The sequence below is a fragment of the Bacillus mojavensis genome, from assembly GCF_012648005.1.
Classification (GTDB): Bacteria; Bacillota; Bacilli; order Bacillales; family Bacillaceae; genus Bacillus; species Bacillus mojavensis.
In genome coordinates, this window is record NZ_CP051464.1 from 3816220 (window position 1) to 3830603 (window position 14384).

Annotated in this window: 12 protein-coding genes and 1 riboswitch; of the genes, 3 read left to right on the top strand and 9 right to left on the bottom strand. The window is 46.1% G+C overall.

The window, feature by feature from the left end; genetic code table 11:
- Positions 1-47: 47 nt before the first annotated feature.
- From HC660_RS19810 to HC660_RS19830, 5 genes are all read right to left on the bottom strand, one after another.
- A complete protein-coding gene (locus HC660_RS19810) occupies positions 48-821 on the bottom strand; it encodes a 3-hydroxybutyrate dehydrogenase (protein ID WP_168749132.1) in 774 nt (257 codons plus the stop codon).
- 17 nt (positions 822-838) lie between these two features.
- On the bottom strand, positions 839-1495 hold the full coding sequence (locus HC660_RS19815; RefSeq protein WP_024123370.1) for a CoA transferase subunit B: 657 nt from the start codon (positions 1493-1495) through the stop codon (positions 839-841).
- A complete protein-coding gene (locus HC660_RS19820; RefSeq protein ID WP_168749134.1) occupies positions 1492-2205 on the bottom strand; it encodes a CoA transferase subunit A in 714 nt (237 codons plus the stop codon). The genes HC660_RS19815 and HC660_RS19820 overlap by 4 nt, the downstream gene beginning before the upstream one ends.
- 24 nt (positions 2206-2229) lie before the next feature.
- On the bottom strand, positions 2230-3669 hold the full coding sequence (locus HC660_RS19825; protein ID WP_168749136.1) for a GntP family permease: 1440 nt from the start codon (positions 3667-3669) through the stop codon (positions 2230-2232).
- Positions 3670-3897: 228 nt separating this feature from the next.
- Positions 3898-4740 (bottom strand): methyltransferase domain-containing protein, encoded by an 843-nt coding sequence (locus HC660_RS19830; RefSeq protein ID WP_211090777.1) that lies wholly within the window; start codon positions 4738-4740, stop codon positions 3898-3900.
- A 703-nt stretch (positions 4741-5443) separates the two neighbouring features.
- Positions 5444-5545, top strand: a riboswitch (purine riboswitch).
- Positions 5546-5672: 127 nt separating this feature from the next.
- On the opposite strand from HC660_RS19830, the gene HC660_RS19835 reads away from it, so the two are divergent.
- Positions 5673-6866 (top strand): NupC/NupG family nucleoside CNT transporter, encoded by a 1194-nt coding sequence (locus HC660_RS19835; protein ID WP_010332441.1) that lies wholly within the window; start codon positions 5673-5675, stop codon positions 6864-6866.
- A gap of 45 nt (positions 6867-6911) precedes the next feature.
- On the opposite strand, the gene HC660_RS19840 is transcribed toward HC660_RS19835, so the two are convergent.
- From HC660_RS19840 to HC660_RS19850, 3 genes are all read right to left on the bottom strand, one after another.
- Positions 6912-7583: a DUF3298 and DUF4163 domain-containing protein gene (locus HC660_RS19840; RefSeq protein WP_168749140.1), complete on the bottom strand. Its 672-nt coding sequence runs from the start codon at positions 7581-7583 to the stop codon at positions 6912-6914.
- Between the two features lie 146 nt (positions 7584-7729).
- Positions 7730-8020, bottom strand: a complete 291-nt coding sequence (locus HC660_RS19845) for a protein YxiS (protein WP_024123376.1) — start codon at positions 8018-8020, stop codon at positions 7730-7732.
- Positions 8021-8070: 50 nt separating this feature from the next.
- Entirely contained in the window at positions 8071-10131 is a 2061-nt protein-coding gene (locus HC660_RS19850) for a catalase (protein ID WP_168749142.1), read from the bottom strand.
- 209 nt (positions 10132-10340) lie between these two features.
- Here HC660_RS19850 and citH point away from each other — a divergent pair, with 209 nt between their 5' ends.
- Positions 10341-11621: a citrate transporter CitH gene (gene citH, locus HC660_RS19855; protein WP_168749144.1), complete on the top strand. Its 1281-nt coding sequence runs from the start codon at positions 10341-10343 to the stop codon at positions 11619-11621.
- 44 nt (positions 11622-11665) lie between these two features.
- On the opposite strand, the gene HC660_RS19860 is transcribed toward citH, so the two are convergent.
- A complete protein-coding gene (locus HC660_RS19860) occupies positions 11666-12772 on the bottom strand; it encodes a hypothetical protein (RefSeq protein WP_168749146.1) in 1107 nt (368 codons plus the stop codon).
- A gap of 323 nt (positions 12773-13095) precedes the next feature.
- Between HC660_RS19860 and HC660_RS19865 the strand changes: the two genes are divergently transcribed.
- Complete coding sequence (locus tag HC660_RS19865) at positions 13096-14379, top strand: MFS transporter (RefSeq protein WP_168749148.1); 1284 nt, start codon at positions 13096-13098, stop codon at positions 14377-14379.
- Positions 14380-14384: the final 5 nt, after the last annotated feature.

The following is a 14384-nucleotide window of genomic DNA, read 5'->3' on the forward strand; positions in this document are numbered from 1 at the left end:
TTTCAACCTTATGATAAACGAGAGCCTCCTATGAATACAAGAATCTATTATTGAGCTGTGTAGCCTCCATCCAGCACGACCGCCTGCCCTGTGACGCCTTTCGCCTTTTCACTCGCCAAAAATACGGCATAATCAGCAATTTCTTTCACGGAGAGAAGACGTTTTTGCGGCACAAGCGGAAAAATCACCTCTTCCAGAACCGATTCATAGGGAACATTTCTTGTTTTAGAAAGATCACTCAGCTGATTGCGGACAAGCTGTGTGTCCACATATCCCGGGCAGAGTGCATTCACCGTAATCCCGTGGGGCGCGCCTTCCAGCGCCCCCACCTTTGTCAGCCCAATGACGCCATGCTTTGCGCTGTTATAAGCGGCTTTTCCCGCAAACCCCACCAGTCCGTTCACGGACGCGATATTGATGATCCTGCCGAACTGCTGTTTTTTCATAAGGGGAAAGACATGCTTCATCGCAATGAATGGCGCGGTCAGCATGACGCGAATAAGCTGTTCAAACCGTTCTGTCGGAAACTCTTCAATCGGCGCGACATGCTGCATGCCTGCGTTATTCACCAAAGTATCCAAACGTCCGTATCGGGTCTTGATAGTATGGACGATATCAGCGATTTGCTCTTCCTTTGTTACGTCACATGGAATGCCCATGGCGCTAAAGCCTTCCTCGTTCAGCTTGGCGGCGGCCTCCCCGCACGCTTTTTGATTTACATCTGAAATAATGACTTCGGCGCCTTCCCGGGCGAATTCCTTTGCGATTTCAAATCCGATTCCGCCGGCTGCGCCTGTCACAAGAGCGACTTGTGTTTTCATGTCATACACCTTCCTGCTTAAGATTTTTGCCGGATGACTGACTGGCTTACGGCGAAGTCAGCTTCAGTTTTCTCATATACCTCTTCCAGCGTGACGCCGTCCTGGAGCTCAGTCAGTGTCATATGGCCGTTATCAAAATCAAAAACAGCTAAATCAGTGATCAGCCGATGAACGACTTTCTGTCCTGTCAGCGGGAGGGAGCATTGTTTTTTCACCTTCGATTCCCCATGTTTATTGACGTGCTCCATGATGACAACGATTCGCTTAGCCCCGTTGACCAAATCCATAGCGCCGCCCATTCCCTTCACCATTTTCCCCGGGATCATCCAGTTCGCCAAATCCCCTTGCTCAGAAACCTCCATGCCCCCGAGGATGGCCAGGTCGATATGACCGCCTCGTATCATCGCAAAGGACTCTGCGCTGTCAAAATAGGATGCGCCTGTTACGGCGGTGATCGTTTCTTTCCCCGCATTGATCAGATCCGGGTCTTCCGTTCCTTCCAGCGGATACGGGCCGATCCCAAGCAAACCGTTTTCTGATTGAAGCATCACATGCACGCCCTCCGGTATTTCATTTGCGACAAGTGTCGGCATCCCTATCCCAAGATTGACGTTCATACCGTCTTTTATTTCCTTTACAGCACGTTTGACCATTCTTTTTCTGGCTTCCTTCATTGTGCCGCCTCCTTTCCTTCCGCTTGCTGAACAGTTCGTTTTTCAATCCGCTTTTCATGAGTGCCGAGCACAACATGCTGTACGTAAATACCAGGCGTGTGGATGTGGTCGGGATCAAGCTCTCCCGCCTCAACAATTTCTTCTGCCTCGGCAATTGTGATCTTTCCCGCCATGGCGGCAACCGGATTGAAATTTCTTGCCGTTTTCCGAAAAACTAAATTCCCCATGGTGTCCGCTTTCCATGCTTTTACAATGGCGACATCCCCAGTAATCCCTTTTTCTAACACATAAGTGCGTCCGTCAAAGGTTTTATGCTCTTTCCCGACAGCGATAGATGTTCCGACGCCTGTGGCTGTGTAAAATCCCGGTATACCCGCTCCTCCGGCTCGAATTCTTTCAGCAAGGGTCCCTTGGGGAACCAATTCCACTTCCAATTCTCCGCTTAAAAATTGCTTTTCAAAAATTTTGTTTTCTCCGACGTAGGAAGCGATCATTTTTTTGATTTGCTTGTTTGCCAGCAGCAGACCGAGCCCCCAATCATCAACTCCGCAATTATTGCTGACGACGGTTAAATCTTTTACCCCTTTATCCCTTATCGCCAGAATGAGCTGCTCGGGAATTCCGCACAGGCCGAATCCGCCCGCGATCAGTGTATCCCCCTCTCGAATGAGTTCCGCGGCTTCCTTACTCGATGACAGCACTTTTCCCATATCTGATTCCCCTTTCGTTTTGTCCTATACAAGGCCAGTCAAACTGTAAATCGCGATAATCACAAATACGGCGGCGGTTTTGATGAGAGTAATCGCAAAAATATCCCGATACGATTGGCGATGAGTCAAACCCGTCACAGCCAGCAGGGTGATCACCGCCCCATTATGCGGAAGCGTATCCATGCCTCCTGACGCCATCGAAATGACCCGGTGCATCACTTCAGGCGGTATGTTGTAGGTCTGAATCGCTTTCACATATTGATCAGACATCGCGCTTAGCGCGATTCCCATTCCCCCTGAGGCCGATCCGGTGATCCCTGCCAGCGTTGTTGTCGTTACCGCTCCGTTCACAAGCGGATCTGTAAACGTATGTGAAATGCCGCTGCTCAGCTTATGAAACCCCGGCAGCGCAGCAATAATGCCGCCGAAACCATACTCGGCGCCTGTATTCATCGATGCAAGCAAGGCGCCGCCGATCCCTTCGTTCAGCCCTTCCTTTAGCTGTCCAAACACTTTTCTCCAATCAAACAAAATGGTTGCGATGATTCCGATCAGGAGGGCCAGCTCCACTGACCAAATGGCAACCGCGGAGGAGATATCAAGTTTCCCGAACTCTCCCAATCCTATGGCGGAAAAATCGAATTCATTCGGATACCACTTGGGGAGGATCGTGGTGAAACATTTGTTCATCACACCAACGAGAATAAGAGGAACAAAAGCGAGTGCGTGCCGGACCTTGCTTGTGTCAGGCTCTAAGGCCGGTGAGCTTTGTTCCGGGGCAAGATCAGTTGGCTCACGCGCGGCAGAAATCTCCGATCGAAAACCGGCGTAGCCTTCTCCTGTTTTTTCTGCTTTTTTTCGCCTCGATTCCAAGTAGAACATACCCGCCGCCAGCACAAATACCGCGCCGATCATACCAAGCCAAGGGGCGGCATAAATGTCTGTTTTGAAAAACGTCGTAGGAATTACATTTTGGATTTGCGGTGTACCCGGCAGTGCGTCCATCGTAAAAGTAAAAGCCCCGAGAGCAATCGTTCCCGGTATGAGGCGCTTCGGGATGTCAGCTTCTTTAAACAGATTTTTCGCAAAGGGGTATACAGCAAAGACGACAACAAACAGGCTGACTCCGCTATACGTTAAAATAGCGCCCATCAATACGATAGCGAGTGTCGCTCGTTTCGCCCCGACCAATCTGACAATAGTCTTCGCAATGGAAGCCGCCAAACCGGACATCTCGACGGCCTTTCCGAAAATGGCGCCAAGCAGAAATACTGGAAAGTACAGCTTAATAAAGCCTGCCATCTTCTCCATGAATATGGTTGAGAAAAAAGGAAGCACAAAGCTTGGATCTGTCAGCAGCACAGCAAATAAGGCGCAAATCGGGGCAAACAAAATGACAGAAAACCCCCGATAGGCGACAAACATCAGCAAACCCAAAGCCAAAAGAATAATCATAATGTCCACAAACATCCCTCTTTTCCGCTTGTCTGAGAAAAGGAAAGCGTTTACAAAATATCCCCTCCCTTTCCGTCATTTCTAATGCAAGTTCTGTGCCAGTCACCAGAACACCATTTCAAGCCTTTCCTCTTCCATATTTACGGAAAATGAGCGATAACTATTCCAATCCAGTGGAAAATTCCGTTTTTGCGGAAAACAAAAGGAAAGCTCTTTATGGGAGCTTTCCTCTTTCACTCATTTCGTTCCGATTAATATATCAACATCAACTGTCAGCTGAGCCGATTTCATTTCTCTAAACTGGTTGATATTTTCAGCCGATGCGGACCAGGCTAACGGTGTCATGTTCAGAAGCCATTCTACGCCTTGCTGATGAAGCGTTTTGGTATAGCGCATCCTCATCAGATGATCGAGCTGAAAATGTGTGGTAAAGCGCTCTATTGCAGGTGTATTGGAATAGGTTCGTCTTTCTGAATCTGCGTATAAAACCTGCCTTAGTTCTGTTAAGTAATCCTTTTGAGGGACAACCTTTATAACCAAACCATCTTTTTTCAGCAGTCTGTGAAACTCTGCATAATTTGAAGGTGAGAAAATCGATAGAATGACATCAAATTGCCGGTCTTGAAAGGGCGCATTAGCTACATCAGCTACGGCCCACAGCTTCCCGCCAATATTTTTTGCCGCTCGTAATATGCCATCCTTGGCAATATCAATCCCAATGCCGTGCACTGTTTTCTTCTCTTGAAGCAGCTCGCAAACCGCTTTCAAGTGGGTCCCCTCACCGCATCCGCAATCTAAAATGGTTAACGTCTCTTTTTCAGACTTCCGGTCACTGATCAAGTCAGCTAATGCCTGATGAAGCGGTGCAAAAAAGTGATATTCTGCCATCAGCCGGCTTCTTGCTTCGAAAAGCCCCGCCCGATAGCTGCTTTTGACCGGCTTTGTCAGGAAATTTACGTACCCATGCCGGGATATATCAAACGTATGCCCGCTCTTGAAACAAACCAAACTTTTCCAAGATGTGACCTTCATTGAAGAATCGCAAATCGGGCATCGAAATAGAGAGACAAATTGATTCATATAAGCAGCATGCTTCTTTATGTTTGACACAAAAAACACCTCATTCATTCGTTTTTAAATAAATGAAAAAGGCATAGACAAATAAACCTGGGCCTATCTAACTTTTTGGCCAGGTCTGGAAAGTCGTCTATACCTGTCATTATCTATAACGAATGAATTGAATAATCATAAAAAAGAACTCCTTTTTGCTGCATAGAGGGTTTCCCCGCTATTATGATACAACAATCATCCAGGAATAGGAACGAGATTCTCAACGACAGGCGGCTGTCCGAACTCCTCACTGTTTAAAAGATCAATTAATAAGCGGGCTGTTTCTTCAGCTCCTCCGTTTTGTTGTTCGATCGGCCCAATGGAGCCAGTACACCAGCATTATTGATTACATAAACGCTTCCGGCTCCGTATTAAGGGAATGTGCTGAAACAATTCATCAAAGAGCGCCTTCCCGTGGCTATCTCTCAAATCACTGCTGTCCAAGTCGATCAGCTTTTGATTATTCTGTCTTGAAATACAGTAAAGCCGATGGTCCGCATGTATTGGCGTGCCTGTGATGATATGCTTCGTTTTTCCCTCCTGATCACAATTTCAGCATAGCAATCCATTATGATTTTCCTTTATTTTCTCGACTTCGAAATATAAATTTATTATTTTGAAAATAGTTAAAAAGGTTGATTTTCAAAAAGTGAAAGGATAAAATACTGCTATCATCTTAGAAAAAAGACATTCTTGTATATGATCAGTAATATGGTCTGATTGTTTCTACCTAGTAACCGTAAAAAACTAGACTACAAGAAAGTTTGAATAAATTTGAACGAGTTGAAAAGGACAAGTTCTTTTCTGTTTGCTCTTATTTTTCACACTTTCTGAACTTCCAGAATTTGTGAAGAATAAGGGCTTTTTTCATTTCCATAATAAACCTCATAGGAGTTGCTATCATGTACTTTTTATTAAACCTTGTCGGTCTCATTGTGATTATGGCAGTTGTGTTCCTATGCTCCCCGCAGAAAAAGAAAATCCAGTGGCGTCCGATCATTACGTTAATTGTTCTGGAGCTTTTGATTACGTGGTTTATGCTGGGGACAAAAATTGGCAGCTGGGCCATCGGACAAATTGGAAATTTCTTCACTTGGCTGATTGCTTGTGCCAGTGACGGGATCGCCTTTGCCTTCCCTTCTGTGATGGCAAATGAAACGGTAGACTTTTTCTTCAGCGCACTTCTTCCAATTATTTTCATCGTCACATTCTTTGATATTTTAACATATTTCGGCATTTTGCCATGGCTGATTGATAAAATCGGCTGGGTGATCTCAAAGGCTTCCCGCTTGCCGAAATTAGAGAGCTTTTTCTCTATTCAAATGATGTTTTTGGGAAATACAGAAGCTCTGGCAGTTATCCGCCAGCAGCTCACAGTATTAAACAACAACCGCCTGCTCACATTCGGTTTAATGAGCATGAGCAGCATCAGCGGCTCCATTATCGGATCTTACCTGTCAATGGTGCCGGCGACATACGTGTTTACAGCCATTCCATTAAACTGCTTAAACGCGCTGATTATCGCAAACCTGCTGAACCCTGTGCATGTGCCGGAGGATGAAGACATCATCTATACACCGCCTAAAGAAGAGAAGAAAGACTTTTTCTCTACAATTTCTAACAGTATGCTTGTCGGCATGAACATGGTGATCGTTATTTTGGCAATGGTCATCGGATATGTGGCGTTAACGTCAGCAGTCAATGGCATTCTTGGTGTTTTCGTACACGGCCTGACCATTCAGACGATTTTTGCTTATCTCTTCAGTCCGTTCGCATTCCTGCTTGGGCTGCCGGTACACGATGCGATGTATGTCGCTCAGCTGATGGGAATGAAATTGGCAACGAACGAGTTTGTTGCGATGCTTGACTTGAAAAATAATCTTAAAACACTACCCCCTCACACAGTTGCGGTAGCGACGACATTCCTGACGTCATTTGCCAACTTCAGTACTGTCGGCATGATTTACGGAACGTACAACTCGATCCTTGACGGCGAAAAGTCAACGGTCATCGGGAAAAACGTGTGGAAGCTGCTCGTCAGCGGAATTGCGGTATCTTTACTAAGTGCTGCGATTGTCGGTCTGTTTGTGTGGTAGAAAAATGGAGCCATATCCCTTTTAAGGATATGGCTTTTTTGATTATTAATAAACAGAGGAAGGCACCTGTACATCACGGATTCCAGCTGCATAAGGTCCCAAGTCATACTGGCCGAAGACGATGGCGATCCCGTTTTTCGTAAAGTAAAACATTGTGTCTTGGTTAAGGATAATATCCTCTTTCTTTACATCAGGGAAAAACAGCGTGTCATGTTTTTTGATATAGCTGTATAGGTAATCTTTCGTTTTGCTGACTTTAGTTTTGGTATTCAGAATCTGATTCAGTGTCACCCGCTTGTGTGTGTTCAAGTCGTAGTTGAAGGACTGAACAGACGTTAAACCATGGGCGCCGCCTGAATAGATATAATTGAGCGTTTGAATGCTGAGCTTGCCCGCCGCATTATATTTGACGCTGAAGGATGTTTGATATTCCGCTTTGAAGCCCTGCTGTTCACCGGCTTTTTTGTTTTTCAGGTATTCTTGATACGATTGTTCAATGTAGGCTTTCAGCTCTTGATTGATGTTTTTTTCAAACGCGGCATTCCCGATGTGATGCACCTGAGGATACTTTAATTCCTTGATCTTTTTGTACGTATGGCTGCTGACAGTCGGCGTTTTCGCTTGAACCGCTTTTACAGATGGGGCCGCATATGCAAATACACTAAAAAGCAGGACAGCAGCAGCTACGGCAAATTTCATCATTTTATTCCATTTCATACAATCTCCTCCTTTGATTTTCTTTGTTTATCATTCCCTTTTTTCTGCAACGCACACTTTTATAGACCGATGAAGTGAAAAGAAGTTTCTAGGTCGATCTGCTCGATTTTTCCCAAATAAAAAAGAGACAACATACTGTCTCTTTTTTACTGTTTACGCTCAGCAATCACTTCGTGAACCGCTTGTGCCAAATCAATATTCCCAAACATCTCTAACACCGCAATGACGGTCTGGTCAGGTATGTGTTCTGACTCGTTCTTCGGCACGATCAGTTCTTCCACTGTTTTTTTCAAGCTTTCATTCAGCTTTTGCTGCGGATACGCTTTGGCATACAGCTCCAACGGATCAAGATCATGGTTGACACACCATTGGGCGAATACTAATATCATCATATTTTCGTCGCGCTCGTAAGCCTCTGCGAGCTGTTTTTCGTTCATATGTCATGCTCCTTATCCATAAGTATCTTCCTCTACGATACAGGAGCGAATCAAATTCGTCTATCCCAATGGCGGTGGGCGGCAACTGCTTCGATAAACGCTTTGCTGAAGCCGGTGTAGTCCTCTTCGTCTTCTGCTGTCACAATTCCCGGCCCCTCTGTTGCGCCGACAGCTGATTTGAGGAGGCCAACTCCTTCGTTTGCCGCACCGACCGCCTTATAGTGATTGTAGGCTTCTCTAATAAACGCCATCGCTTGTTTATCTTCTTTTAATTCAAGTCCCCCTGCGGTATAGACGGCGTCATATAGAACGGAGTCTGTCGTCAGGAATGTGCCGCCGACCTCAAGCTGCTGCCCAGCGCCGCTTGTGATGTACCCCAGCGTTTGACTGATGATATCCGCTGTGATCCCTTCTTGTTTTAAGGCGTCCAGCACTGTTTGCAGTTCTTTTTCATCAAAACCATTGCCGGCAAGAACCGCGACTTTTCTCGTTGACGCTGTTTTCACTGTACGGGCTTGGCTTAATGCAGGTGAGGTAAGGATTTCTTTTGATGCTTTGCGTTTCGCCGGCGGCGCCACACCTACTCCTTTGGCGATTTCTTCTGCCAGGACAGTATCTACGTTGCTGAAGACATCGACGACCTGCCGCTGCACATCTTTGCTTTTGACCTTCCCGACCTCGAAGCAAAAGGCGGAGATGATGTGCTTTTTCTCAACCGGGGACATGCTGTTCCAGAACAGTTTTGCCTGTGAATAATAATCATTAAAACTGTCGCTCCGCTGGCGGATTTTTCTGCCCTCTACTTTCTCCTGATAATGGACGTAACCGCCTTCTTCGGCTGACGCAGGAGACGGGTCATTGTTCTGCAGAGAGTTTTTATGATAAGCGACCGGCCCCTTATTGATGGTCATCCGATGATAACCGTCGTACTGGTTGTTATGGAACGGACATACCGGGCGGTTAATCGGAATCTCGTGGAAGTTCGGGCCGCCAAGACGGATCAGCTGTGTATCCGTATAAGAGAAAAGCCGTCCCTGCAGGAGCGGATCATTTGTGAAGTCGATGCCCGGCACAACATTTCCCGGGTGGAATGCGACTTGCTCCGTTTCCGCAAATACATTATCCTGATTGCGATTCAGCGTCATTTTCCCAATGATCTTCACCGGCACAAGCTCTTCCGGCCAAAGCTTCGTCGGATCAAGAATATCAAAATCAAATTTGAATTCATCTTCTTCCTCTATCATCTGCACGCCTAGCTCATATTCAACCGTGCCGCCGTTTTCAATTGTTTCCCACAGGTCGCGGCGGTGGAAGTCGGGGTCTTTTCCGGCAATTTTCTGCGCTTCATCCCATACGAGAGAATGCACGCCGAGCACCGGCTTCCAATGGAATTTCACGAAACGCGCCTTTCCTTGTTCATTGACAAACCGGAACGTGTGAACGCCAAAGCCCTCCATCATCCGGTAGCTGCGGGGGATGCCTCTGTCAGACATCGTCCACATCACCATGTGTGCCGACTCAGGGTTATTGGCGACAAAGTCCCAAAACGTATCATGAGCGGTCGCGGCCTGAGGCATTTCATTGTGAGGTTCAGGCTTAAATGCGTGAACCAAATCCGGAAATTTGATCGCATCCTGAATGAAAAACACCGGGATGTTATTTCCCACAAGATCATAATTTCCTTCTTCCGTATAAAATTTCGTCGCAAATCCTCTGGCGTCACGCACCGTGTCAGCGGAGCCTTTGGAGCCCGCAACCGTTGAAAACCGGACAAATACCGGTGTCTTCACCGAAGGGTCCTGAAGAAATTTCGCCCGGGTGAATTCTGTCATCGGCTCATACACCTGAAAAAAGCCATGCACGCCATACCCGCGCGCATGCACGATCCGTTCAGGGATTCTCTCATGGTCAAAATGGGTCATCTTCTCCCGAAAGTGAAAATCCTCCATCAACGTCGGGCCGCGAACTCCGGCTTTTAACGAATGTTCGTCCTCAGACACCCGTACGCCTTGGTTTGTCGTCATTTTCTTTCCACTGTTATCAACCCTGTACTGTTCGAGCTGCTCGTCTTTTGAGTGTTCATTGACTCGTTTGTTTTGATCATCACTCATGTCTGCTCCCCCTTTTCCTATTCCAGATCTCAAAAAATAAACATTCTACAGCACATTTACCCTTGGCGACCTGCATATAAACTGCTCATCTGCTCTCTAGGTTTTTAGGTCTACTTGTCAACATGAGGTCATAAATATTTGAAATAAGCCTTCCTGAAATGTGGAAGCGCTTACTAAAAATTGTGCTGTTGAATGGGGGAGGTCATATCGTGCTTGCGATACTCGGTTTTGTGATGATCATTGTCTTCATGTATCTTATTATGTCAAATCGGCTTTCCGCTCTTATTGCTTTAATTGTCGTTCCTGTTGTGTTTGCCCTGATCAGCGGATTCGGCAAAGACCTGGGCGATATGATGCTTCAGGGTGTAACAGGCCTCGCTCCGACAGGCATCATGCTATTATTTGCGATCCTGTATTTCGGCATCATGATTGATTCAGGTTTGTTCGATCCGCTCATTGCCAAAATCTTATCCCTTGTCAAAGGAGATCCATTAAAAATCGCTGTCGGCACAGCGGTACTGACGATGACCATTTCGCTGGACGGAGATGGGACAACAACGTACATGATTACCATTGCGGCGATGCTTCCTCTATACAAACGGCTCGGCATGAACCGGCTCGTGTTGGCGGGAATTGCAATGCTCGGGTCGGGAGTCATGAATATTATTCCGTGGGGAGGGCCTACTGCAAGGGTTTTGGCTTCTTTAAAATTGGACACGTCAGAGGTCTTCACTCCGTTGATTCCTGCTATGATTGTCGGCATTCTCTGGGTGCTTGCCGTAGCCTATATTCTAGGAAAAAAAGAACGGAAACGGCTCGGCGTCATCTCAATTGAACACCAGCACGCGTCCGATCCGGATACAGCGCCGCTCAAACGCCCCGCTCTCCAGTGGTTTAACCTGCTACTGACTGTCGTGCTGATGGCCGCTTTGATCACCAGCCTGCTCCCGCTCCCTGTTCTTTTTATGATCGCATTTGCTATCGCCTTGATGGTGAACTATCCAAATGTAAAAGAGCAGCAAAAGCGAATCTCAGCGCATGCAGGAAATGCCTTAAACGTTGTCTCCATGGTGTTTGCCGCCGGTATTTTCACAGGCATTTTGTCGGGTACTAAAATGGTAGACGCCATGGCGCATTCTCTCGTATCACTCATCCCTGACGCCATGGGCCCGCACCTGCCCTTGATTACAGCCATCGTCAGCATGCCATTTACCTTTTTTATGTCGAATGATGCCTTTTACTTCGGTGTTCTGCCGATCATCACAGAAGCCGCCGCTGCTTACGGGATCGATGCCGCAGAAATCGGCAGAGCCTCCTTGCTGGGCCAGCCTGTGCATTTGCTCAGTCCTCTCGTGCCTTCCACTTATTTATTGGTCGGAATGGCGGGCGTCAGCTTTGGCGACCATCAAAAATTCACGATCAAATGGGCCGTGGGAACAACCATTGTGATGACGATTGCGGCACTGCTGATTGGGATTATTTCGTTTTAACATGAGAAAAGGATTTCCGCTGCCGGAAATCCTTTTTTGGTCATTTAATTGATATATTTTATGACAGGCAAGCTTTCAACACCTGAAGCATAGTAGTAATTTAATACACTGAAAAAGTCTATCGCTTTGCCGGTTTTTAGATCAACGATTAATATATGATCCCCATAGTTCTGATCATCCGCATCAAGCCTTCTCGGTGTTTTTTTACCTAACGTATCAAGGAAAGAATCATCATAACCTACCCCGGACTGATAAGCTGATACATGATGCATAAAAAGCGTGCCTGTGTCTAAGTAAACCATGATGGCTGAGCTTGAACTTGCATAACTCGAACGATAAGTGACAGGGTCAGAAATATTTTTAACCTTCACATCAGAAATGGAATGGGTGCGCTGATTATACCCGCCACCATAGGAAAAATAATATTCTCTTTCCCAGTTTAATGAAGATGTTTTCGTATTAGAATTGTACAGCAGTGTACCATTCGCATAAACGGAACCGTCTCCATACTCAGCAACAAAGGCTTGTAAATTAGACGTTACCGATTTTACACTTGAATAATTTGAAGGGTTTTTCGCATTTAACTGAATGTTATATGAATCTCCCGTCGTTCCTTCAGAGTAAACCCGGATCATATAATCGCCAGCGGGAAGCTCTTTTAAAAGCACTAAGTTCCCTGCTGCCATTGTTATATTAGACGGCTGAGCTTCTCCTGTATCCCAATTGACAACATACAATTTCAGATGGTAATCGCTGTTGTTTGAAAGAATTCTTGTGATAAGGGTTCGATCTGACGAAGTACTGAAAAAGTACATATCATCAGGATTATTTTCATCAAGGACAGAGGTTGTATTGAAAACCTGGTCATCGGAGTTGTACATGGAACTTGTTTTAAAAACATTCTCATTCGAAGGCTTCTTCACTTTCATCTTTTCTGTTTTATTGTCTGTTTTAAGGCTTACTTGCTTCGCTTGATCTAATGAAGCACCCTCAGTTTCCTTTTGTTTTTTCAGTTTTTCCTGCTGCTCCATGATTGTTTTTTCTTTTAACACACTTTGCGCTGAGGCAGCATTTGAATTCATACCTAAACTAAAAATAACAAGCAACACAGTACACAAAAAAGGCAGTGAAACAATTTTTTTGTTCTTCATATACAAACCCCTTTCCAATTTTATACTATACATATCGGCGAGGAGCTCGGATCATTTACATAAATATATTTATTTTCATAAATTGTTTATTTTTTCTATCGGTTCATTGACGCGCCATTCGAAGCCATCAGCTCTTTATACCAATAAAAGCTTTTCTTGCAGCATCGAATTTCTCGAAAGCGCCTAACCCGTTTTCTGTCATGATCAATGGCAGCTGTAGCGGTCATAGACTAAACATTTTGTAAAAATTGACGGCGGTTCCATCCTTTTCTATGCGGTTTCTCGTACAATAGAAGTATCGTTACTGGGGAGGGGCTCTGCAGATGAAACGTTTTACGAAACAAGAAAACAGCTGGGTTGTATATGACTGGGCAAACTCTGCTTATTCAATAGTCGTCACAACCGCAGTATTTCCGTTGTTTTATAAATCAGCCGCTGCGGAAGGCGGTGTCAGCGCTGCTCAATCAACTGCTTATTTAGGCTATACGATAGCGATTTCTACCTTTATTCTCGCCATGCTCGGCCCGATTTTAGGAACCATCGCCGACTATGAAGGCTGCAAAAAAAAGTTTTTCGGTTTCTTTGTGTCTGCCGGTGTCGCCAGCACTGCGGCGCTTGCCTTTATTCCTAGTGAACATTGGCTGCTTTTGCTGCTGTTCTACACCATATCGGCTGTCGGTTTTTCCGGCGCCAATGTTTTCTACGATGCCTTCCTCGTTGACGTCACGCCTGAAGAGCGAATGAATCTTGTTTCCGCTCGCGGCTTTGGCTTAGGCTATATTGGCAGCACGATTCCATTTATCCTCAGCATTGCCGTCATCCTGCTTGCACAAGCTGAAACAATTCCAATGTCTGTGTCTGCCGCAAGCCAGCTGTCCTTTTTTATAACGGCCGCTTGGTGGGGGCTGTTTACCATTCCAATGCTGAAAAACGTTCATCAGCGCTATTACATTAAAAAAGAACCCCGCATCATAGCCAACAGCTTTAAACGCCTCGGGCAAACGATGAAACGGATCCGGCAGTACCGGGCGCTGTTCCTTTTTCTGCTTGCTTATTTCTTTTATATCGACGGGGTCGGCACCATTATTACGATGTCGACGTCCTACGGGTCAGACTTGGGTATCAGTTCCACAAGTCTCCTGATCATCCTGTTTGTCACTCAGGTCGTCGCCGCGCCGTTTGCCATTTTATACGGAAGACTGGCGGAGCGCTTTACGGGGAAAACAATGCTGTACGTTGGCATCGTCATATATATGATTGTCTGCGTATATGCGTATTTTCTGGAAACGACGCTTGATTTCTGGATCTTAGCCATGCTTGTCGCCACCTCGCAGGGCGGCATTCAAGCATTAAGCCGCTCCTATTTCGCCAAGCTCGTCCCAAAACACCATGCAAATGAATTCTTCGGCTTCTACAATATTTTCGGGAAATTCGCCTCGATTATGGGGCCGCTTCTCATTGCCGTTACCGCCCAGCTGACCGGGAAATCCTCGACTGCGGTGTTCAGCCTGATCATTTTGTTTGTGATCGGAATTGTCATCCTCGCGTTTGTGCCGGAAGAGAACAGTGCCGATGTCAGCCATCACAAAAATGACCTGCCCCTTTAACTGGG

Bases quoted from the DNA above. Each gene is read 5' to 3' on its own strand.
- HC660_RS19840 (WP_168749140.1), bottom strand. From the start codon at position 7,583: ATGAAATGGAATAAAATGATGAAATTTGCCGTAGCTGCTGCTGTCCTG.
- HC660_RS19835 (WP_010332441.1), top strand. From the start codon at position 5,673: ATGTACTTTTTATTAAACCTTGTCGGTCTCATTGTGATTATGGCAGTT.
- HC660_RS19810 (WP_168749132.1), bottom strand. From the start codon at position 821: ATGAAAACACAAGTCGCTCTTGTGACAGGCGCAGCCGGCGGAATCGGA.
- HC660_RS19850 (WP_168749142.1), bottom strand. From the start codon at position 10,131: ATGAGTGATGATCAAAACAAACGAGTCAATGAACACTCAAAAGACGAG.
- HC660_RS19830 (WP_211090777.1), bottom strand. From the start codon at position 4,740: ATGAATCAATTTGTCTCTCTATTTCGATGCCCGATTTGCGATTCTTCA.
- HC660_RS19820 (WP_168749134.1), bottom strand. From the start codon at position 2,205: ATGGGAAAAGTGCTGTCATCGAGTAAGGAAGCCGCGGAACTCATTCGA.
- HC660_RS19865 (WP_168749148.1), top strand. From the start codon at position 13,096: ATGAAACGTTTTACGAAACAAGAAAACAGCTGGGTTGTATATGACTGG.
- HC660_RS19815 (WP_024123370.1), bottom strand. From the start codon at position 1,495: ATGAAGGAAGCCAGAAAAAGAATGGTCAAACGTGCTGTAAAGGAAATA.
- HC660_RS19860 (WP_168749146.1), bottom strand. From the start codon at position 12,772: ATGAAGAACAAAAAAATTGTTTCACTGCCTTTTTTGTGTACTGTGTTG.
- HC660_RS19845 (WP_024123376.1), bottom strand. From the start codon at position 8,020: ATGAACGAAAAACAGCTCGCAGAGGCTTACGAGCGCGACGAAAATATG.